General features: G+C 42.4%; 14 protein-coding genes. 6 read left to right on the top strand and 8 right to left on the bottom strand.

The genetic code is table 11. The features are described 5' to 3' along the window. Positions 1 to 3 precede the first annotated feature (3 nt). Together ACZ5O6_RS06780 and ACZ5O6_RS06775 are read right to left on the bottom strand one after the other, a co-directional pair. On the bottom strand, positions 4 to 1,980 hold the full coding sequence (locus tag ACZ5O6_RS06780; protein ID WP_447091707.1) for a hypothetical protein: 1,977 nt from the start codon (positions 1,978 to 1,980) through the stop codon (positions 4 to 6). Between the two features lie 265 nt (positions 1,981 to 2,245). Beyond that, a complete protein-coding gene (locus ACZ5O6_RS06775; RefSeq protein ID WP_447091706.1) occupies positions 2,246 to 2,416 on the bottom strand; it encodes an RSP_7527 family protein in 171 nt (56 codons plus the stop codon). Between the two features lie 261 nt (positions 2,417 to 2,677). Between ACZ5O6_RS06775 and ACZ5O6_RS06770 the strand changes: the two genes are divergently transcribed. The 3 genes from ACZ5O6_RS06770 to ACZ5O6_RS06760 all read left to right on the top strand — a co-directional run bounded on the left by ACZ5O6_RS06770 (position 2,678) and on the right by ACZ5O6_RS06760 (position 7,718). Beyond that, positions 2,678 to 3,547 carry a LysR family transcriptional regulator gene (locus tag ACZ5O6_RS06770; protein ID WP_447091705.1) on the top strand — a complete coding sequence of 290 codons (870 nt, stop codon included), beginning with the start codon at positions 2,678 to 2,680 and terminating at the stop codon, positions 3,545 to 3,547. Between the two features lie 395 nt (positions 3,548 to 3,942). Further along, complete coding sequence (locus tag ACZ5O6_RS06765; RefSeq protein WP_447091704.1) at positions 3,943 to 6,495, top strand: PKD domain-containing protein; 2,553 nt, start codon at positions 3,943 to 3,945, stop codon at positions 6,493 to 6,495. Positions 6,496 to 6,692: 197 nt separating this feature from the next. Then, positions 6,693 to 7,718 carry a hypothetical protein gene (locus ACZ5O6_RS06760; RefSeq protein WP_464283487.1) on the top strand — a complete coding sequence of 342 codons (1,026 nt, stop codon included), beginning with the start codon at positions 6,693 to 6,695 and terminating at the stop codon, positions 7,716 to 7,718. 77 nt (positions 7,719 to 7,795) lie between these two features. Here ACZ5O6_RS06760 and ACZ5O6_RS06755 read toward each other — a convergent pair whose 3' ends face one another. Then, the gene (locus tag ACZ5O6_RS06755) at positions 7,796 to 8,176 is read right to left on the bottom strand and encodes a nuclear transport factor 2 family protein (RefSeq protein WP_447091702.1); all 381 of its coding nucleotides are present in this window, start codon (positions 8,174 to 8,176) and stop codon (positions 7,796 to 7,798) included. Positions 8,177 to 8,279: 103 nt separating this feature from the next. Here ACZ5O6_RS06755 and ftrA point away from each other — a divergent pair, with 103 nt between their 5' ends. Beyond that, positions 8,280 to 9,239, top strand: a complete 960-nt coding sequence (gene ftrA, locus ACZ5O6_RS06750) for a transcriptional regulator FtrA (RefSeq protein WP_447091701.1) — start codon at positions 8,280 to 8,282, stop codon at positions 9,237 to 9,239. A gap of 44 nt (positions 9,240 to 9,283) precedes the next feature. Here ftrA and ACZ5O6_RS06745 read toward each other — a convergent pair whose 3' ends face one another. Genes ACZ5O6_RS06745 through murI form a run of 3 tightly spaced genes read right to left on the bottom strand, consistent with a single transcriptional unit; the run spans position 9,284 to position 17,017 of the window. Continuing rightward, positions 9,284 to 13,171, bottom strand: a complete 3,888-nt coding sequence (locus ACZ5O6_RS06745) for a UvrD-helicase domain-containing protein (protein WP_447091700.1) — start codon at positions 13,169 to 13,171, stop codon at positions 9,284 to 9,286. Next, positions 13,168 to 16,146 (bottom strand): PD-(D/E)XK nuclease family protein, encoded by a 2,979-nt coding sequence (locus ACZ5O6_RS06740; protein WP_447091699.1) that lies wholly within the window; start codon positions 16,144 to 16,146, stop codon positions 13,168 to 13,170. Before ACZ5O6_RS06740 ends, ACZ5O6_RS06745 begins: the two co-directional genes overlap by 4 nt. A 1-nt stretch (position 16,147) precedes the next feature. Then, positions 16,148 to 17,017, bottom strand: a complete 870-nt coding sequence (gene murI / locus ACZ5O6_RS06735; protein WP_447091698.1) for a glutamate racemase — start codon at positions 17,015 to 17,017, stop codon at positions 16,148 to 16,150. 116 nt (positions 17,018 to 17,133) lie between these two features. Here murI and ACZ5O6_RS06730 point away from each other — a divergent pair, with 116 nt between their 5' ends. Beyond that, positions 17,134 to 18,447 (top strand): DNA recombination protein RmuC, encoded by a 1,314-nt coding sequence (locus ACZ5O6_RS06730; protein WP_447091697.1) that lies wholly within the window; start codon positions 17,134 to 17,136, stop codon positions 18,445 to 18,447. Positions 18,448 to 18,527: 80 nt separating this feature from the next. Beyond that, positions 18,528 to 18,983: a DUF2489 domain-containing protein gene (locus tag ACZ5O6_RS06725; RefSeq protein ID WP_447091696.1), complete on the top strand. Its 456-nt coding sequence runs from the start codon at positions 18,528 to 18,530 to the stop codon at positions 18,981 to 18,983. Positions 18,984 to 19,081: 98 nt separating this feature from the next. On the opposite strand, the gene pntB is transcribed toward ACZ5O6_RS06725, so the two are convergent. Continuing rightward, positions 19,082 to 20,479, bottom strand: coding sequence for a Re/Si-specific NAD(P)(+) transhydrogenase subunit beta (pntB, locus tag ACZ5O6_RS06720; protein ID WP_447091695.1), 1,398 nt, complete (start codon positions 20,477 to 20,479; stop codon positions 19,082 to 19,084). A 75-nt stretch (positions 20,480 to 20,554) separates the two neighbouring features. Then, positions 20,555 to 22,105 carry a Re/Si-specific NAD(P)(+) transhydrogenase subunit alpha gene (locus ACZ5O6_RS06715; protein ID WP_447091694.1) on the bottom strand — a complete coding sequence of 517 codons (1,551 nt, stop codon included), beginning with the start codon at positions 22,103 to 22,105 and terminating at the stop codon, positions 20,555 to 20,557. Positions 22,106 to 22,323: the final 218 nt, after the last annotated feature.

The following is a 22,323-nucleotide window of genomic DNA, read 5'->3' as shown; positions in this document are numbered from 1 at the left end:
TAATTAACGATTACAGAAATCATTTAAATGATTGGCGTATTCTTTTAAACGTTGAGCGTATAAATTATTGTTGTCAGCAATGGCTAAGGTTCCATTTTTTGATAACAATTGATCACATTGTGATTTTTCTAAAGAGATAGTTTTTTTGTAAAGACCATAAAGCTGAGATACTTGGTTGTTATCATTTGCATTTTGGTAATATTGATATTCTCTGACTGTATTTTGCCAAAATAGCCATTGCTGAGTATTTTTTGTATCACGGCTTTGATCGGCAGTAGAAAGATATACTGTATAGGGCTCACTATATTCAATAAGAGAGGCGACGGTTTGCTGCTCTTTATCCCACCATTGCTCAAATGCTTCATTGTTTGAAAAGTGACGCAATATATTATCTTCCTCTGTACTATCTATTTTAGTTACTGGCATCGTCAATAGTGAGTGTTCATTAATAATATTGCTTAAGCTAAAAAAACGATTACGTGTATGATTAATAGTACAGGCACTTAAATCGGTCAGTGAGCTATTAATAGCCAAAGCTTTCGTATTATTAATAGCGGTTAAAAATGGCGTTAAAAATCGAGAAAAACGCTCACTGTTTTGTGAGAGTTCGCTCATTTTCCCAGCGAGATTTGTACTGGGAGTAATGGAAAGATTTTTTTGTGCAGTATTTCCTAATGTATTCATGAGTATCGTTAATTTTTTTATGGCTAACCGTTCTTCAAAATTACTATTTTTAACGGTGTTTGATACTGCTTGTTTTTGCACTGAGTGTTGCGCTAAAAAATCAATGGCTTCTTGCGTGTACTTCTCCATTAAAATGGCAGTCTGATCATCCCAATCAGTCGTTGTGTCTTTACACATAAAAATAGAATCGCTTTTTTCTGCTAACACCGAATGCACCATAAACGGTAATTGTGCTAGTGATTCTATTGATTCCGCGATAGTTAGCCAAGTTGGCGATACCAAGCCCGAACGCACTCCTCGCGCGGCTAATAAAAAGGGCTCATTACTTAATGTATTATTTATTTCTGTGGTTAGCCTTTGTGCAGCGCTAGGGCAGTCGTTAATGAGATGTGTTTCAATATTAAAAAGCACACTGCCGTTAGAGTTATTGTTGAGAATAATAGGAGATATAGACGCGGTATTTAATAAGGGTGTTAGTGTTTCGGTTAATTGCTGACACTGATTGGGTAAGCCGTCTACCCAGTAAAACCACTGAGCGAGACGCGTTATATTTTTGCTGTCAATGGTAGCGTCTTGCAACTCTTTAATCCAAAGCGTTCCCATGCTGAGCTGTTCTTGAATTTGAGAGTCGATAGCATTTAATGATAATTGGATATGTTCAGCCGCTTCATTTGCAAACGTAGAACTGATAGTAAAGGTATTTAATTCATTGGCTATAATTAATTGATTACCATGTAACTGAGCTTGTTGATTTTTTAAATACAGCACTTTTAATAAGTGATTAAAGGTAGTTAGCTGTAAAGTTGAAGTGTCGTCCGATGTACTAAATAGCAATTTTCGTTTTTCAATCATCTCTTCAAAAGCATTAAAATCATTAATAAATGCTTGAAGGTTTTCACCTGTTGCTAAAAAGTCGCTGTTTTGTGCCGCAGAAATGGGGCTAATAGGCCAAGTTAATAAACGTGCTTCTTTAGCCGCTAATTGGCAATCAATACCCTGTGTAATCATGATATTCAGACTATTACTGAGAGTATTCTTCACTTTTTCAGAAAGTAGTAAGCGATGTAATGTATGGCTATGTATACGATTAATAGATGTTAGCGAGTCTTGTATTGATACAGGGGATAAGCACCGAGTTTTATCGTAAATATTTGCCCGACTACTTTCTTCCTCTAACACGCTATAACTTGCTGCTAGTTCGCTGACGCGAGAATTAAAAGAATAGATAGCATATACAGCGATAATCACGGTTATCGATAATAGAGCTGCAGGGATAATTATTTTTTTAGGCATCATAACTCGTTATTTTTATCAGCTTGAAAAGTGCTCAGGTTAAAATATAGAGTAATTTATACTTTTACCTGACTCTTATCACCGAGTATATGGCGCTTGTAGGATGCTTGCAAATTAACCAATGAGTGGCAGTAATAGGGTTCTAGTAAGACGTATGTTGATAGCTATTTTCAATGGTTAATATGATTTTAATAAATATTTTTGTGTACTGTCTACTTTATGTGTGGTTATGTAATCGTATTCTATTGGCTTTACGATAGATACTTACCTATGTGGGGTGATGGTTTCGTTGTTTTACTATCCACTGTTGTCGTGATTTGATACGTGCTTTAAGCGACAGAATCAGCTCTTTGAATGCTTTTGCTCTTTCATGACGTGCCATTCGCTCAATTTGTTCATAATCTTCTAAAAGAGTATCAAGATCTTTTTTTTGGCGCATGTACTGCCTCCTCTCGTTCAATTAATGACCGTTTATGCTTGTTCAATGTGTTTATGTTCATTGATTTTGCAGTCTATAAGCCTATACTAGGCTGTTCTTTATGGTTATAGAATAATTAAAAAAGCATTTAATGTGTGCAAAAATGCACAATATTGACGATTGTTTATATGGATCGTTTTATTTATCAGTATGCGCGGCAGTAATTAAAGGTTACCTGCATCGATAACGAGAAGTCGTTAATTGAAAAATAAAGGTGTCAAAATGAATTGGGATGATCTACGTTTTTTCTTAGCGCTTTCTCGAGAAAAAACAGTGAGTGGTGCGGGTAGGGTGCTATCCGTAAAACATACTACCGTTGCTCGACGGATTGCAGCATTGGAACAGCAGATGGGAAGTCGGCTATTTGATCGATTGCCCAGCGGTTATGCAATGACACAAGTGGCAGAAAACCTTTATAAACATGCATTGGCAGTAGAAGAGGTCATACAACTGGCTGATCGAGAAGTTTTTGGGATGGATGCTCAGTTAAGTGGCACTTTAAAGCTGACGGCATCTCATAATGCTTTTTCTCGTTTAGTCATTCCACAGCTTTCACAATTTACGAGTCATTATCCAGATATCAATCTAGAATTGCTGACGTCTACAGGCCTTGCTGATTTAGCAAGCCGCCAAGCAGATATTGCTCTACGTTTTTCTCCTCAACCACCAGACTATCTTGTTGGAAAAAAAGTGGTGTCTATGCAACATGGTATTTATGCCAGTGCGGATTATCTTAACCAGCATCGCGAGCAAGATAAGCTCATTTTATGGGAGCAAGAACGTACGTTGCCTGAGTGGGCTATTCAGCACTTTTCGGGTGCAATGGCGATGGTAAGAACAACAGAAATAACCACTATGCTATCACTGGTGAAACAAGGTTTCGGTATTGCACGGCTGCCTTGTTATATTGCAGACACCGAGCTCGAACTTCGCCGAATTAACGTACCATTGCCATCATCTGAATGGGCGCTGTGGGTGCTAAGCCATGTCGATTTAAGATCAACCGCAAGAGTACGCGTATGTCGAGAATTCCTTATCGATATTATCGAGCAACAGCGTGATTTAATAGAAGGGCGAACATCAAGCTATTAAGTTTTTCACTGCTGTCCCATTAAGCTACGCTTTGCCTAATGGCTGGCATTCCACTATTGAAAAGTTAACGGGGCAGCAGGAAAGTTTTTTATTAATAATATTTATCTTCCTAGACGTTAGAAGCGTGTTCCAGTTAACACTATCAAAAATTCCTAGAATATTTTGGCGCTTTCAGTCTCTTTCCGTTTGACAGTCTCATCTCCTCACTCTATTGTCGCAGCGCAATGCGGCAAAGTGTTTACGCTGTAAATAATAGCAATAAAATCGTAATACTCATTGCCCGTTTTCTATCATGTTACCTTTTCTATATTTTTTATTTTTTCTTAAGGTAACTACTTTTTCTAATCATGTTGTACATTTGATCATCGCCTAATGGCGTTGATAAGGGATCATCTATGTATAAAAAAATACTTTTTATCAGTTCTATCTTATTGAGTGTATTAGTGGCTTCGAGCGCTTATGCACAAAATTCAGGTCGTTATTCGTGGTGGAATAACTTTTTTGGTGGGCATAATCATGAATGTCATACGCATCAAGGTAATTATAGTGGCCATTATTACTGGTCACGTTTTTTTTGGTGGCATAATCACTGTCCTAATCAAGCGCCAGTAGCTGATGCGGGTGAAGATCAAGATGTTGTCGTTAGTGATGTAGTTACCCTAAATGCTGAAGCTAGCAGCGATGAAGATGGAAGCATCATCCGCTATCGTTGGAGGCAAACTAGTGGCCCACGCGTTAAGTTGTTAGGCCGCAGAAGTGCAACAGCGACATTTACCGCTCCAGAAGTAACGGAAACGACAGAGCTGACTTTTGTATTACGAGTAAGAGATAATCGCCGTGCTCGTGATCGGGATCAAGTCATTATTACTGTATCGCCCGTTGTCGCATCAGAGCCACCAGTAGCGAATGCGGGTATCGACCAAACTGTCGACGCAAGTACCGCAGTGACGTTAGATGGTACCGCTAGCAGTGATCCGGATAATGATATTGCGAGTTACGCGTGGGTACAAACAGCAGGTAGTAGCGTCACGCTTACAGATGATAACTCTGCTACAGCGAGCTTTACCGCACCGAATGTGGCTGTTGCTGAAACCCTCACGTTTGAGTTAACGGTTACCGATGCACTCAATAATATGGCGACTGATACCGTCGATGTTACGGTAGAGCCGGTGATTCCAACATCTCAAGCCAATGTACGTGTGAGAACGCTTAACGCTTCATTAGTGTCGGGTGTAGAACTAGAGTTCTATATTGATGGTATTAGGCGTGATGACCTCACCAGCCTTGTCAATGAAACTGCCGTGTTAACTATTGATGCTAATACAGATTATTCAATCAGAACAAATGCAGCAGGCTTTGCAGTACAAGTCATCCCATTTAGGTCAGCTATCGAAGACGGCAATGTTGATCTAGATATTACCTTAATTCCTCGTGGCGAAGTTATTACCATTAGTGGCGCGGGTTCGTTTGCGGAAGAGGGTAATGATGGTGCTGCAGTTAGCTTTACTACCAGTGATTTTGTCGATGCAGCAGGCAATCCTGTTGTCGGTGATATTCAGTTAACGATCACACCTGTTGATGTGTCTCAACCGGCTACACTCGCGGCTTTCCCCGGTGAGTTTAGTGGCATTCTAGAAAGCGATGGTACAGAAACACCGATTGTCAGCTTTGGTACGGTAGAGTATGAGTTCACGGCAAATGGTGAGTCTATTAACTTGGCACCGGGTGCTACCGCCGATGTCATCATTCCTATCTACAGCTTTACCTATCAAGATGGGAGCAATATTTCGGTGGGTGATACCATTCCTTTATGGTCGTTAGATGAAGAAACCGGTATTTGGGATCAAGAAGGCACTGGTACAGTCATTGCCTCTATTGATTCTCCAACTGGCTTAGCGTTAAGTGCAACCGTTAGCCATTTCTCTTGGTGGAACTGTGATGTAAGTATGAATGCTGCCAGTGTTGAAGTGACCGTATTAGGTACAGACAATGGTACCGCTACGGTATTTGGCCGAACGCTTGCCAGTATTGGTTTCCGTCCTAGCTTAGTAGATACCACTATCCCGGTGAATGGCACAACGTCGCCGTTACCCATCCCTAGTAATGTTGAAACGTGCCTATGGGCAGAAGTTAACTTTAATAGTGGGTTATCAGTAACCACATCAGAGCAATGCGTGACGCCAACAGCGAATGAGCAGCTATCGTTAACCTTTGGTACTGGATCGAGTGAACCTCTCGATGTGTTAGCTTTGCCGGGTGATGCAAGTGATGTGGTTAATTTGTCAGACTTCTTGTTAAGTCCGATCGATACCATCATCCTATCGCCTGTTTCTGTAGAGTCATCAGTGACTTATTCCTTGTCGGCGGGCGCATTACCAGCAGGGGTAGTACTGTCTACAATTAACAGCACACAGGCCGAAATCTCGGGTATCAGTACTGAGTCGGGTCTTTTTAATGCCACTATTTTAGCAACGGATAGCGAAGGCAATATCGATGAAATTAACGTCAACATTTTAGTAAGTCCAGATGTGCAACCCCCATTGCTAGTTTCGGGAGGGGATTTTATTTCGGCAAATACTAATGACCTTGTTGTGATTAATTTGAATCAATACAATGCTGGTGGAGCAGCAGTTAATTGGGAATTAAGTGAGGATAATTTGCCTGTTTGGTTGTCATTCAATAATAATACAGGTGAGCTAACAATTGATCCGACACTTATACCAGATGTAGGGCCACCCATTTTCGACGATAACCAATTTATCAAAGATGGGCTTTTCTTTACTTCTCAGGTTCGCGCAGGGAATATTAGTGGTGCAAGCACAACATCAATATCAATTAATATTTTTACGGGTGATGGGGTCTTTATTGAATTTAGCATAGGGCTATTTTGCGGCGAGATACAACCATTTTGTGGCGAAGATGGTTTCTTTCCTCCTGTAGCAACCTAACGGTTAGTGTTGTTATCTTAAGCCCTCTAAATATTATTATTTAGGGGGCTTTTTTATGAGTATAAAAAATACTTTGTCACCATTTGTTTTATTTTTGTCGCCAAATAATTCCTTGCGAATTCATTAATAGCTAAACAGTACAAATATCGTTAGTCTCCCTTTTTAGTTCTAAATGACTTTCTTTAAAGGAGAAAATAATGATAAAAATATTGACCCGTTTCTTACATTTTCCTCAATTTATACTGTGCCTTTCTTTTCTTTTAGGTATGTCCTTCTCTTTAATTAGTATGGCTGATAGTGCAGCTGGGCGTTGGCAAAATATTGGTTATAGCGTATCTGGTTTAGCGAAGATGAATCCCGCACGCGATGGTGCTGCTTATAGTTTTCTTGGCGTTATAGATAATAAAAACGATGACGAACCGCGCACTATACTGATTAACTTAGATAGCCACTTTAATGTTATTAATTTAACGAATGGTAAAGTGCCCGTTATTCCCTGGGCTAATGATTACCCTTCACATTTAAGTGATCTCGAAAGTGTAGCTGCCGTACCCAACAATAAGACGGGCGACCAGCAACAATTTGTGGCAGCTACATCTAGTGGTTATTTTTGGCGTTTTACTGTTAATAACAATAAACAAGTCGTGAATGTTGTACAGGGCGATGAGCAGCTTGATCAAGAAGGCTCTAATAGCACCGCAAAAGAAATTGAGTCAGTCGGATTTTTTATTAATAGCAACAGCGGCAACATTAAACTGGTATGGGCAGGACGAGGATCAAGAGATCATTCCGCTTATTTATTTGCTGCCGATTTCGAAAATAATAGTAACCAAGTGGGCTATAACGATCACAACAGTTTTCAAATACAAGAAACAAATTTTAATTGGCCGCGCCCCATCTGGAGTGATGATGGTGATAGTCGTCTAATTTCTGATTTAAAAGTTGCCAGCAACCCCAATGGTGCCATCTATGTTTCATCTGCCTTCGATGGTGGTAATAACGGCCCCTTTGGAGCAACGCTATATAACCCCGGTACTTTTCAAAGTGCCAGCAAGGTGACGTTTAATAGTGATCCTTATCCGCCACTAATGCCGTTATTTATTAAAGGCAAGGGTAAAAAAGTAGAAGCTCTAGAGTTACTCACTGGTCAACCATCCGATGGGTTTATCTTAGGCACCGATGATGAAAACTTAGGTGGGTATATTATGGTACTTGCGCCGTAGTATTTATTGTCATAATAGCACCACATTATTATTAAAGAATGTGGTGCTATTGCATTTCGATTATGTGGTTTAGCGTATTATAATACGGTTGATACACTTTCTAAGTGCCACACTTTAGCGACTATTTTCCAGTCGTCACTTTCATTTTTAACAAAGCTGAGATGATCAACAAATATGTTGTTATGCGCTTTAATTCTTAGTTTAACCGTAGCACTTTTAGGTGATAAAAAATCAATTAGGAGAACTTCTTCCTCACGTTCTTGGTTAATGCTAGCGGGAGAGGGGCGAGTGGCTACATCTTGACGAAAGCTGGCGATAGGATCAACAAATATAGTGCCTTGATCAGCATCGAACAAGCTAGATTTCTCATGGAAAACGGCATCTAATTTGTTAACATCACAGTAGTAGATTGCATCTAAATAAGTGTCTATGGCTTGTGACAGTGCTTGATTTTTCATAATTATCCTTTCTTTTTAGTAGTGAGTAATGTCTATAACTATACGCAGCTTGAAAAAAGAAAGAATTGGCAAAAATGACAATATACAGTAATATTTCGCCATTATGAATAACGCCTCATCTAAGCCATTAGTCTGCATCTTGACCTATAACAATTTGTGTATGTTTGAGTACGGGATAGCCCTTGAAATTTTTGCTTTGCCGCGACCTGAATTACCTGAGTGGTATGACTATAAGGTGATTGCAAGCCATAAAACTGATATTCATGCCATTGGTGGCGTGAGCATTGATGCGAGTAAAGATCTATCGTTACTTGCTCAATCTTCTTTAGTCGTAGTACCCGGTTGGAGTGGTGAGGTTAGTGATGAATTAAGAGCCTCATTAATCAAGGCTCATAATAATGGAGTTCGTATCGCGACCATTTGTTCTGGAGTGTTTCTTCCGGCTGCTTGCGGTTTACTAGATGGGAAAACGGCCACAACACATTGGCGCTATGCTGAAAAACTTCAAACAGAATACCCGGATATTAATGTTAATGCGGATGTTCTTTATGTTGATGGGGGGAGTATTCTTACATCGGCAGGCTCAGCAGCAGGAATTGATCTGTGTTTACATATTGTGCGTAATGATTTTGGGCAAAAAACGGCTAATACGGTTGCTCGGCGATTGGTTTTACCCGCTCATAGAGAAGGGGGGCAGGCGCAATATGTGCCTCGTCCCTCACCTAAAAATAATGATTTATTTTCTCCGTTATTAGATGAAATGAGAGCAAGTCTGAATGAGCATTGGCCTGTTGAACGTATGGCTCATAGTGCTGCGACTTCATCTAGAACATTACTTCGGCGATTTAAAGACGCGACGGGTACTACGCCAGCGACATGGTTAATTATGGAGCGTTTATCCTTAGTGAGGGAGTTATTGGAAACAACCCGTTTAAGTGTTAATCAAATTGCGCATGAAACTGGTTTTATTTCTGCTGAATTACTCAGACACCACTTTAAGCGTCAATACCATTTAAGCCCTTTGCGTTATCGCAGTCAATTTAATACAGATTTAAAATCGTAACGTATTTCTTTAGGTATTACGCTAAAAATGCTGCAGTGCGCATTCTACACCTCTACAAATACACCCTCTAAAACAAAATACAGTCCAGCACGTATTTCACTCCCTTCGTCTTTAAATAATGTTTTATAACGCTCTAGTTGTGATCGGTATTCATTGGCCTGTTGTTGGGTGAAGGCTTCTATAGTTTCATCGGGCTTAGGTTGGCTACTTTTATAGTCGATGATCCAGCGGGTATATGTTTTTTTGTTGTTGTTTTTTGTGGTTACCGTTTTAGTATCTGCCGTCGTTTCTACGAAGGTACGATCAATAATATGTTGGCCTTTGGTATCCCAGCGTTCTAGTTCGGTCGCACTGTGGCTGTGTGTATTATCGAGTAGCCATCTTCCGGTTTTATCATTTAATGTATGGTTAACGGCTTGTATAACGGTATCTAATGCCTTGTCGAGTCGGTGAGGGCTAATGCCTTTTTGTGCTAATTGTGTTTGCCAAATGAGCTGTTGTTGTTGAATGCGCTGTTGATTCCAGAGCTTATAGCCGGTATTGGTAATATGTTGTAATGCTAAATGAATCACAATGCCGATATAGCGTTGTTCACGCTGGCGGAGTGCATCGGGTGAGGCGATATTATCCCGCGTCGATTTTTTTTTGCTCTCATTATTAGTCGTTGACTTCGACGGGGTAGGTGATGGTTCGTTGTTATCGCTCTGGTTATTATTATCACCAAATAAATCTGCTTGGTTGTTACTGTTTATATTCTTTTTATTTTTTGATTCCGCCTGATCGAATAGATTTTGCTGGCTGTAGTTACTGGTATTAAGATTACTATTTGCGCCAGTCGTGTGTAATGAAGCAAGAGCATTATTGCCGCGATAATGTTCAAGCAGGTTGTTTGTGCGTATCACGGGTGCTTGCCAATGCGGCGATAAACTCGCAATTTTATTAGGGTGGCTGAGTTTTTGTGGGTTATTGTTAAACGATGTTGTGGTCGATAAACTTTCGCAATGGGTAATAGATACTTGGCTCAATAGAGAGCTACTATTGTTTTCTTCGCTGTTAATAATACTCGGCCATAGGCGACGTAGTAAGGTATGCTGGCCGGGTGGTTTGATGGCCTTGAGTGTTAACTGGTTGAGTGTTGGCCTGTTTGTATCACTGGCTTCATCCGCTAGTTGCTTGGCGTCAATCGCGACGTAGCCAAGTAAATGCAAATGTTTAATGGCGCGAGTGCAGCCGACATAAAGTACGCGGTCGGCCTCAATACGTTCTTTTTCGGCTTGTTGAGCGCGAATAAAATTATAAATAGGGTCATCTTTAGCACCCGTCGCATTCATAGGGCTAATTAATAATTGATGGTTGGCATAGTTGTGTGGCGAGCCTTCCGTGTAAGCCATACGCTCTAACCATAACAGTAATTCTTTATCGTTACTTTTACTGCCTTTTTCTAAACCGGGAATAATCACATGGTCAAATTCTAAACCTTTGGATTTATGAATGGTCATGATTTGCACGGGAGGAACAGTCGAATGTACAGTCGCAGACTCTAATGAGGTATCTTGTGATGGTTTTGCGTATAAATCGCTAACGGCTTTTTCTAGATCATCCCATTGGGGAATGATGCCGCCGTGCTCATAGCGATCGAGCAGATTAAAAAAGGTATGTACATTATCTTTGTCGCTAGAGTTCAATAATAAGGCTGGGCCACCTAAACTTAACCAAATACCGTGTAGCCAATGGCTTAAACGATGACGTTTTTGTTGCTGGCGTGCATGGTGAATGACCTTATTAAAGCGCTGTAATTTTTGCTGGCCAATGGCGGAGAGTTTGATGGCTTGTATGGTTTTTTTATCGACGCAAAGCTCGCTGATACTATTTATCAATAAGGGCCATTGTTTATCGGTTTTGTTGTATTCCGCGAGTGCTAGCAAGTCTGCCATATCAAGAGCACACCACGGTGCGCGAAGTACCGCTAGCCACGCTAAGCGATCGTTGGGGTGAAGTAATGCCTTGGTGAGCGATAGGCAATCAAGTACTGGCATGCAGGTGGCTAAACTGTCGATGTCGGTTGCTTGATAAGTAATATTAGCGCTGCGTAATGCGGCAATAATTGCTTGCGCATGAGCGCGGCTGCGTACGAGTACCGCAATACTGTCACTTGTTAATTCTTCTGTTACAAGATTGTTGGCATGGTTTTGTCGGCAGTGTTGAATAATATCGACAACGGTAGCGGCTTCATGGCTGCGTGTATCGGGTGCGCCATCTTCGTAGGCGAGTAGGTGTGTATGCACTGCGGTATGTGATAACGCTGCATTAACACTAACCGATGGGTTGTAGCGTACCGCACCTCTATTACTGTCGTTATGTTGTGGAAAAATTTCACTAAAACTGCGGTTTATCCAATCGACAATATGTTGTTGCGAACGAAAATTAACTTGTAGATCGAGTGGCTCGAGCAAAATATCGCCGATGCCGTATTCACGCACATTTAAAAAAATACCGACGTTAGCATCCCGAAAACGATAGCATGATTGCATGGCATCGCCCACCACAAATAGCGTGCGGCCATCGTCGGCTTGCCAACCGGCGGTGAGTCTTTCTAGCAATCGCAGCTGGGTACTTGATGTATCTTGAAATTCATCGACTAGAATATGCTGAATTTTATAATCTAACGCGAGCGCTAAATCACTAGGGCTATCACTTTCACCTAAGGCATCGAGTGCGGCTAATGTTACGGCAAGATAATCGGTTTTCCCTAACTGCTGAAAAGCCACGCTTAAATTTTGTGCCAGGTTCACTAAAATATGGGTGAGGTGATCGAGCAATGCCCATTGTGCATCGGGGTAGTGCGGGGCAGGTAAATGACGTACTTGGTGCAACGCGCTTGCCAGTGCCTCGGCTTGTTCGGGGTCGTTACTAATATGCTCGATGAATTCGAGATAGCGTTGCTTGTAATGCGTTGCTTGGGCTTTTTCTTCGGAGGATAAACCTTTCGCCGATGGTGCAAAAAATCCAATATCTTTATTCGCACTTTTTCGTAGTTCGCCTTTTTGTGTGAGTAATAACTCAGCCACCCCCAGCCATAAAGGTATAGCTTCCAACACAGGCTCTGGGCTAGCCTGCAAGCCGACACAATGACTAACCGGTGACTGCGGATTTTTAGGGGATAACTCGACGCGTGAAAAATTAAGCGCGGCATGATCGGCTAATAATGCGAGTTCACTGCTAAAAGGCGAGAGCAATGTGTGGGTGTGTTGCAGATGTTCTTCGATCACATCAGCAAGTACTTGCTCTAACGCATGGCGTTGATCTTTTGATTGAAATAATACCGGTAGCCACTGATCACGTTTACCGAGTAACTGAATAAATAATTGCTCAATGGTGTCGAGTTTATTATCTACATGTTGAGTGAGTGAAATTAGATGAGCTTGCAGCTCACTATTGCGATGGAGCTGTGCTAGCGTATCGCGCGCGGCTAATTGATAGGCAACATTAGGATTGTCTAAAATCTCAGGGGTATGTCCTAGCTTACTTTCAAACGGCATTTGCTGGCTAATAGAACGGCACAAGCTGTCGATGGTAGTGATACGTAAACGATTAGGACAGCTAAATAATTCCCACTGCTTTTCGCTATTACGCGCTAACACTGCCCGTGCTAAATGCCATGTAGTTTTGAGATAATCGGCTTCTGGTTCGTGGGGCTGTTGTTCAGCATCGCGTAAGGCATCGAGTATACGCGATTGCATTTCGGCAGCCGCTTTTTTGGTAAACGTAATGGCGAGTACATTTTCTGGCTCGTCGCATTGAGCTAATAAAGCTAAGACGCGCTGTGTAAGTAACCCGGTTTTGCCCGAACCTGCGGGCGCACTAACCGCGAATGAGTCTGTGGTGCTTAATGCTCGGCTACGTTCTGTTTGATCAATCGGCGGTGTGTTCATAATTTATGGGTATCAAACGTGTTAATGGCATCGGCTTCATAAAAGCGGTTAATGCGTAAATAGTCGCCGGCATAGCGCTTGGCAACATCATCGTTGTAGTGGATGGTGCATTGCCCTTGGATAAATTCTTGGAGTAATTGATCGAGTACGGCTTGCCAATGATTAAGCGTACTTTCCCATGTGTCGGGCAGGCTCAAACGATTTTTTTCGATAGATGTAATTCCGCTGGCAAGCTGACCATCCCCCAGTCCACTAAACTGCTGCGCCTTAACATTAATTTGCGCAAAACTAATGCCTTTAATCGTGGTGCAATCCTTATTGTATGTCAGTGCATACAATGGCAATTGGGGCTCTTTAGGGCGGTCACCTTTCCATGCATTTTGCGTTGCGCTACCGGTTTTGTAATCAATAATTAAAAACCGGCCATCAAGGAGCTGATCGACCCTATCGATACGAATGTTAATGTTGAGGCCATTAAACACAACGGTATGCGCTTCTTCGATAGCGACAACGGTAAAGGGTGGGCGTTCTTTCTCTACGGTAAACCATTGTTGCAGTAACCGGTGTTGGCGTTCTCGCTCTATATTGCAGAGTACATCGCTAAGGTGGTTAGGTTTATGTCGGCGAATGTCATTAATGGCGAGTGTGAGTTGCTCGTTTATTTTTTCATTTAACTCATCATCGCTAAGTGCTAACAAGGCTGCCTGAGTACGCAGTTCTTGCCATATTGCCGCTAAACTATTGTGCAGAATGTGGCCTTTCTCTATATGCGAAAACCCATTACTCGGCTCAATGGGGAGTGGAGCACCCAAGCGATATTTGACGAAGCTATCAAAAGGGTTGTCGGCTTGTGCTTTAAATACGCCAGAGCCGCCAGTGAGTGTATCACTGGTGTACGTAGGTGCGTTTGCGCAATCGACAAGAGTAAGCGCCTGTGTGCTTTTTAGGGTGCTATACCAATGGTCTAAAGAGTCATTGGAGGAATCATAGGGTGAATCATGAGCGGATGTGTGTGCGAGTGTACTGGCGAGCGGTATATCGCGAATGAGTTGACTCACGAGTAGGGCTTGTTCGCTATCGTCTTCGTGGGTGGGTGAGCTAAAAATAATATGATCGGCGCAGTGGCGATAATTGTCTGTGAGTGATTGTGCATAAGCCAGTTCACGTAGACTGCTGGCGTGGGGCATATTGTGTTCACGTTGTAAGCGAATGGGTAGCAGTGAGTTAGGCGCGGGTGCTGGCGGCCATACTTTTTGGTGTAAACCCATGATCCAGCAATGGTTAAAATGTAAACCGGCGCCTTCAAGAATACCTAAAATTTGTACGGGTGAATCGGGTACTTTGGCCTGAAACGGGAGCTGATTCGCCATACGTTGTAGTTGTTGTAATGCCGTACTGCTGTCGATAGCTTGCAAGACACTATCAAGACTCGCAAATGTTTCTAGCAATTGATACCACAGTTGGGTCTGTTGGTATTCTTGGCTATCCGGTGTGCGTTCACCCGGCCAGTGCAGAATATCAAGCTGTTCTAGAAAGATCTCCACCCATCGCGAGGGCAGGTGTTTACCTTGATTGCGAGTATGGTTGGTGTATTGGTGAAACGCATGCAGATAATCGAATACGGTTTGTTCGGCTTCCATAGATTCCGGCGTTCGCCGGAATGACGATGTAGTTTTGGGGGGGGAATGGGCTCCGGCGTTCGCCGAAATGACGGGCTGATGATGCTCACCATCTTTGCTCATCATATCACCCATACCTGCACCCGTGCTTGCATCCATGCCTGTGTCTATATATCCACCCGTCATACTGTTATTTTTAGTTGAACCCGTCATGCCGGGTCTGCCCCGGTATCTCTGTCTATCGCTTTGTTCCCCGATACGTTGTGCCCAATAGCGTAGAGTGTCCCCACTGATAGTAAATGTGCCCAATGATGTCAGCTTGTTTACTAAAGCGCAGCGCTGGGTAAGCTCTTCGCTGTACTTCCCCCAAAAAGGTGATAGCAAGCAGTGGCTTAAAAATTCAACATCCCGTGCCTGTTGTTGGCCACGCTGTTCCTGTAATCGAAGTAATTGCAATGTGCTGGCAATCAGTGGGGTATCTCCCAGTGGTGTACCCGCAGAAAAGTTAAAAGGCAGCGTATAACGCTCTTGTTGGGGTAAGAGGCTATGGGCTTCAAACTCAGCAATAAAAGCTTGCTCGACTTGCTGTCGGCATTGGCCAAGGTTCGGCACGATAATTCCAATACGGGTATTGGGTTGTTGTTGGATGATTGTGCGCGCCCATTGAGCGGCTGCTCGCATTTCGGCATCAGGAGTATCGTATTCCATACGCTGTGTGCTGCTAGGGGAATAGTCTGCGTGAGAGAGTAATACGAGCTTTTCACAGGCCTTATTCAGTTGTTTTTCTACTAATGGCGGTAAATCATCAAAGCCAAGCAGGTGAATAGTGGCTTCAGTTTTGAGATAGCGCTGCGCAAAAGCTTGACCAATAATACCGTAGCTATCTTCAAGAGTAATAAAATGCAGTTGTTCTAGGCGTTGCTGAAAGCGCTGAATCCATGCCTTAAATTGAGGGTTGATATCGGCGTGAATACTCGGCGTATCCACCGGCTGATTCCAACGTACGAGTGTCGTGTAGGCACTGGAGGCTTGCTTTGCGACAGCATCTACCTGCATGAGACCGCAATCGGCCGTAATACTTTCCCAAATAATGCGCTGTTGTTCACTATTAATGATAGTTTGTGCGGAGTCTGGATGACCGTGTGCCTGTAACATTTCCCATTGCTGCTCAAACCATTGTTCGACAGTAAAAATGCGCGGTGTATCCCATACCGATACACCTTGCTCGCGTTGATGATGACCCCAAGCCTGCAGGATTTTACTGCGTAGGCGATTATTAGGCGTAAGAATCAATTGTTGTTTTTCAACTAGCGGTAAAATTCTCGATAAATTAAAGAGCGAGGGAAGGGTTGGCATATTATTTGGCGCCCGTATTTTGTGCGTTATGTATTTGCGTGTTAGGCACAATAGCGATATTGCATAAGCTAAATTGTTGCAAGGCTGGTGCTAGGCTTTCGATAGAGGAGCTCTGCTCTGTAAAGAAAACGGTATTTTGTTGTGCGGCTGCTGTCACTTCTGATAGTACAGGCGATTCATTCAACCAATATCCCACACGTCTTGCTATCGCTTCTCCGGAATCTATCCAGTGTTTGATAGTAGGTAATACCCTACGTAATTCATCTCTTAATAATGGGAAGTGCGTGCAAGCGAGTACAAGGGTGTCAATGTCATGGTTGTCTGTGAATGGCTCAACAATGGTTTTAAGTTGTTGCGGACTAATTGTTTCACCTCGGAGTTTTTTTTCTGCGAGCAATACCAGCTCACTACTTCCCACGGAGATAATCTGGCAATCGGATGCAAATTCATTAATCAATTGCTGCGTATAACTTCGTGCAACAGTCCCCGGGGTTGCTAATAGTCCAATAGTTTTGGATTGGCTTATTGCCGCTGCGGGTTTAATAGCGGGCACTACACCAATAATAGGTTGCGAAAAACGCTCGCGTATTCGAGGCAAAGCGACAGTACTTGCGGTATTGCAGGCAATAACAATGATATCTGCTTGGGTGCACTGTTGTAATTGATGGATGACATGGTCGACGCGATCAACCAACGTATTCTCTGGTTGAGTGCCATAGGGGAATGCCGCGTTATCTGATGCATAAAAGTAAGCGCAATGAGGATACTGCTGACGTATTTCCTGTAAAATGCTCAAACCGCCAACGCCTGAATCAAAGACTAAGATTCTCGGTGTTTGTGGATGTTTGTCGGTATGCTGAATAACAGGCATAAATAGGGTGGCCTATGGTTCTTATTAATAGGCGCACATGATACCAAAAAAGAGCCATCTGATTGGATAAAACGACCTAACAGTTTTCAATCAACAACACATAATAGAGGCGTTCATTGGATAATTTTTTAACAGGTGACAGTGTGGAAATAGGTTTGCTATTGATAAGCTTTGGTATAGGCGCCGCTATAGCGTCATTAGTGACTTTACTGGTAAGTAATGCCACTGCCAATACAAAGATTCGACAAATTCAAGCAGATTTAGAACAGGAATGTCATCGTGCAAGAGAAGAGGCTGCGGTTGCTAAAGGTCAGCTCGACTATGTACAAAAAAGTATGGATGAGCAATCGACTTTGCTAAAAGAAGCGCGCTTACAGTTAGGTAATGAATTTGAAAATTTAGCGAATCGTATTTTTGAATCAAAACAGCAGCAGTTTGATGCGCAAAATGCTAAAACCTTATCCCATAGTTTAGATCCACTTAAAACACAGATTAACGATTTTAAGCAACAGGTCACTCATGCGTATGAGAAAGAAAATGCTGAACGCAATAAGTTGATGGGAAAAATTGGTGAGCTGCAATCACAGACACAAAAAATTGGCGAAGATGCGGTTAACTTAGCGTTAGCACTCAAAGGTGATAATAAATCTCAGGGTAATTGGGGAGAGGTGATTTTAGAGCGGTTGTTGGAAGAGTCGGGCTTGCAAAAAGGGCGGGAGTACGACACGCAGGTTTCTCTTAAAAGTGAAGACGGGGCGCGTCGTAACCCAGATGTCATTATTCACCTTCCTGAAGATAAACAGCTCGTGATTGATGCGAAGGTATCACTGGTCGCTTATGAACGCTATGTTAATAGCGATGATGAAGCAGAAAAATCTATTGCGCTGAAAAATCATATCGATTCTGTTCGGCAGCATATTCGTGGACTCAGTAGTAAAAACTATGAACGTTTAGAGGGGATTCAAACGCTTGATTTTGTTTTTATTTTTATGCCGATAGAAGCGGCGTTTATGTTGGCATTACAGCACGAACCCAATTTGTTCCGCGAAGCGTATGATAAACAGATTATATTAGTGAGCCCGACGACATTAATGGCAACGCTGCGTACAGTATCTAATATTTGGCGTTATCATAAGCAACATAAAAATGCAGAATTAATTGCAACACAAGCAGGTGGTCTGTATGACCAGTTTGTGCTGGTTTTAGAATCCCTAGATGATTTAGGAAATCAACTAGAGAAAACACAAAATAGCTATCAAAAAGCCCGTAATCGCTTGTCAGATGGTCGCGGCAATTTATTGGTTCGTGTAGAAAAATTGAAAAAACTCGGTGCAAAAGCTAAAAAAGCATTGCCCCCATCCTCTAAGGCATTGCTAGAAAGCCAAGAGGAAGATGGTAAAGAGACAATGGGCGATAATTCCCCCCAATGATTGGTAATCTATTGTTGAAATAGTTAATAGAACAGCAGTGCTGTTTTGATTAAAGTGTTAATTAATTAAAGAGAAAAAATATGTGGTTAATGGTGAGTGGTATTGGCCTAGTGATTATTGCTGTATTAAGCGTGGTTGCTTTTCGTTTGCAAACACAGGTAAAGCAAGCCGAAGAAAAAAAATTAGCACAGCAACAAGCTTACGATAAGCAAGTACAAGACAAGCGAGATTCAATGAATCGAAGTATTCAAATACTGGCACAAGGCTTGGTTGAGGGGCAGTTAAGTAAAACGGAAGCGGCCATTCGGATAGGGGCTTTGTTAGAATTTTTAGATGTGAGTGATGCAGTAAAAGACGAATATAGTGCGTTTTTTCAGCTAGCGGAAGCCACTGCCCATATTCCTATTTTGGAAAAATGGAAAGCACTATCGACAAAAGAAAAGCTACGTTATGACAAAGAAAGAGAAAGCTTAGAAGAAAAGTATGGTGATTTTGTGGTTGATTCGGCTAAGCGAGTGATAGGTGTAAGTTTTTGATGTAATTTATTTTTCTGATTAATAATAATGGCCTACATCCCTGTAGACAAAATAATAGTACATGATTTTTTGTTCGAAATTTTAGAATGCACCACGGGTTAACTAATGTGTTTGAATAAACGCTCTAAACTTTCTTTAGCATCGCCAAATAACATACGCGTATTATCTTTATAAAATAGTGGGTTTTCGACACCGGCGTATCCGGCTGCCATCCCGCGCTTAAGAACAATAGTTGTTTTACCTAACCACGGCTCTAGTACAGGCATACCGGCAATAGGGCTGTCGGGTACTTCTTGTGCGGCAGGGTTAACGATGTCGTTGGCACCGATAACAATAGAGACGTCAACGTTGGGAAAGTCCTCGTTTATCTCTTCCATTTCAAAAACAATATCGTAAGGTACTTTTGCTTCCGCGAGTAATACGTTCATGTGTCCTGGCATGCGCCCAGCGACTGGGTGAATACCAAAGCGAACATTAACGCCTTTTTTTCTAAGTGTCTTGGTAATGTCGCTGACCATGTGTTGTGCTTGTGCGACAGCCATTCCATACCCGGGAATAATCATGACCTCTTTAGCATTGCTGACCATATCACTGACATCTTCTACTGTAGTCGCGGTAACTTCGCCTTCTATTGGAGTCTCTGCTCCCGATGATGTTTTAGATGTACTGCCAAAGCCTCCAGCGATCACAGAAAGAAAGTTACGGTTCATGGCCTTACACATGATGTAAGACAGAATCGCACCAGAACTACCAACAAGTGCACCGACAACAATGAGTAAGTCATTTGATAGCATAAACCCCAGAGCTGCTGCTGCCCAGCCAGAATAACTATTGAGCATTGAGACGACCACAGGCATATCTGCACCGCCAATAGCGGCAACCATGTGAATTCCAAAAAGTAATGCCACAATCGTCATTAATATTAAAGGAGTTAAACCGCCACCGAGATAGGATTCGGACACAAACTGGATGCCAAAATAAATGGCGAGTGCAAGCAAACCGAGATTTAACCAATGTCTTGCAGGTAATAATAAAGGCCTGCCACCCCATTTTCCGCTGAGCTTTAAGTAGGCAACAACGGAGCCAGAAAAAGTCATCGCACCGATAAGAATTCCGATATAGGTTTCTACATCGTGAATGGTTTTTTCGACACCAAATAATGCGGCTTCGTGGCTTAAAAAATTGGCGAATCCAACCAATACAGCCGCAAGGCCGACTAAGCTATGCAGGATAGCGACAAGTTCTGGCATTTGTGTCATTTGTACTTTTTTAGCGAGCAGTAAACCGACAGCAGCGCCGACTATGAGTGCAGCAATCAGAAGTGTGTAATTATCAGTGACAATGCCCACGGCAGTTATCAGCAAGGCAATGGTCATACCAATCATGCCAAATAAATTACCTTTGCGAGCGGTTTCTTGTTTGCTTAATCCGCTTAATGCAAGAATGAATAGAATGGTGGCACCAATGTAGGCGATGTTAACGAAGTTCTGAGACATAATATTTCTCTGTATAGCGTTATCAATAGTGTAAGTGTGTCAGCCTTTAACGAACCCCAAGGCAATTGAAAGCATTTATTTTCTAAACATGGCGAGCATACGTTGAGTCACTGCAAAACCACCGAAAATATTGATGCTGGCAATTAAGACGGTAATGCCAGAGAGCCACATAACCCATGGTGATGGTGATGAAATTTGTAGTAAAGCGCCGATGATAATGATGCTGCTAATCGCGTTGGTGACACTCATTAACGGAGTGTGTAGTGAAGGTGATACATTCCAGATCACCATATAACCCACGAAGCAGGCCAAAATAAACACCGTAAAGTGCGCGGTAAAACTCGCAGGTGCAACGTTACCCAGCCAAGTGAGCAATACCGCCCCAGCAATGAGCGGTAACCATTGCTTAGTAAGAGAGGGTGTCTTTTCAGCGTTTTCGTTAATATCTTCAGTGTTGGTCTTAGCTTTTGCTTCCACTTTTGTTTTAGGTGCGGCAGATAACTTAGGTGCTGGTGGTGGAAAGGTAATCTCACCCGCAGTTGTTACTGTTGCACCACGAATAGCTTCATCTTCAAAGTCGACAATAAATTTACCGTCTTTTTCGGGCGTCATGTCGGTTAATAAGTGACGCAAGTTCGTCGCGTATAACTGGCTTGATTGTGTCGGGAGACGGCTGGGTAAATCGGTATAACCAATAATAGATACTCCGTGTTTGATGACCACTTTGTCAGGCTCTGAGAGTTTGCAATTGCCACCCATTGCTGCGGCGAGATCAACGATCACGCTGCCTTCACGCATCGACTTAACCATTTCTTCGGTAATGAGTTCTGGGGCAGGGCGGCCAGGAATTAATGCGGTGGTGACAATGATATCAACCTCTTTTGCTTGTTCTGCGAATAGTGCCATTTCTGCATCAATAAATTCTTTACTCATGGTTTTGGCGTAACCGCCTTCACCGCTGCCGTCTTCTTCAAATTCCAGCATTAAGAATTCACCATTCATACTTTCGACTTGTTCTTTTACTTCAGGGCGAGTGTCGAAAGCTCTTACGATGGCCCCCATACTTTGTGCAGTACCAATGGCCGCAAGGCCAGCAACACCGGCACCAATAACTAATACTTTTGCTGGTGGCACTTTGCCTGCAGCAGTAATTTGACCGGTGAAGAAGCGCCCAAAATGTTGAGCGGCTTCTATAATGGCACGGTAACCCGCAATATTTGCCATCGAACTGAGCGCGTCCATTTTTTGCGAGCGAGAAATTCGAGGAATGCTCTCCATAGCGAGAGCAGTCACTTTTTTATCGGCTAATTTTTGTAGTAATTCAGGGTTTTGCGCCGGAGCTAAAAAAGAAATAAACAATTGCTCTTCACGTAAAAGTGCTAGTTCTTCTTCGCTCGGCTCGCGTACTTTTAAAATAATGTCGGCGGTTTCAAAGAGAGTGTTAATGTTATCGATTATACTAACACCAGCAGCTTTATAGTCACTGTCACGGAACTTAGCACTGTCACCGGCTCCAGTCTCTATGGCAATGTTGTAGCCTAATTTTTGTAATTGCTGCGCGGCGTCAGGTGTAGTGGCAACGCGCATTTCACCCGAGAAGCGTTCTTTAGGTATGCCAATTAACATATAAGGTATCCTCTACTTTGAAGCATGATAAATCGTGTTGTTTTAACCGACTTCATAGAAGCCGGTAAAGATGCCATTCATGATGATTATCTGTTTATAATTATTATTTGATAATCAGTGAATGTATTTATTCTATTGCCGTTACTTTTTTATAACGTTGGCCATTATGTGTTGTTATATTATTTTTTACAATTGGCCGTAGCTATGGGGTATATGAT

The organism is Eionea flava (assembly GCF_055393785.1).
Note: the sequence above shows the minus strand (reverse complement) of the source record. Positions and strands in the feature narration are given on the sequence as shown.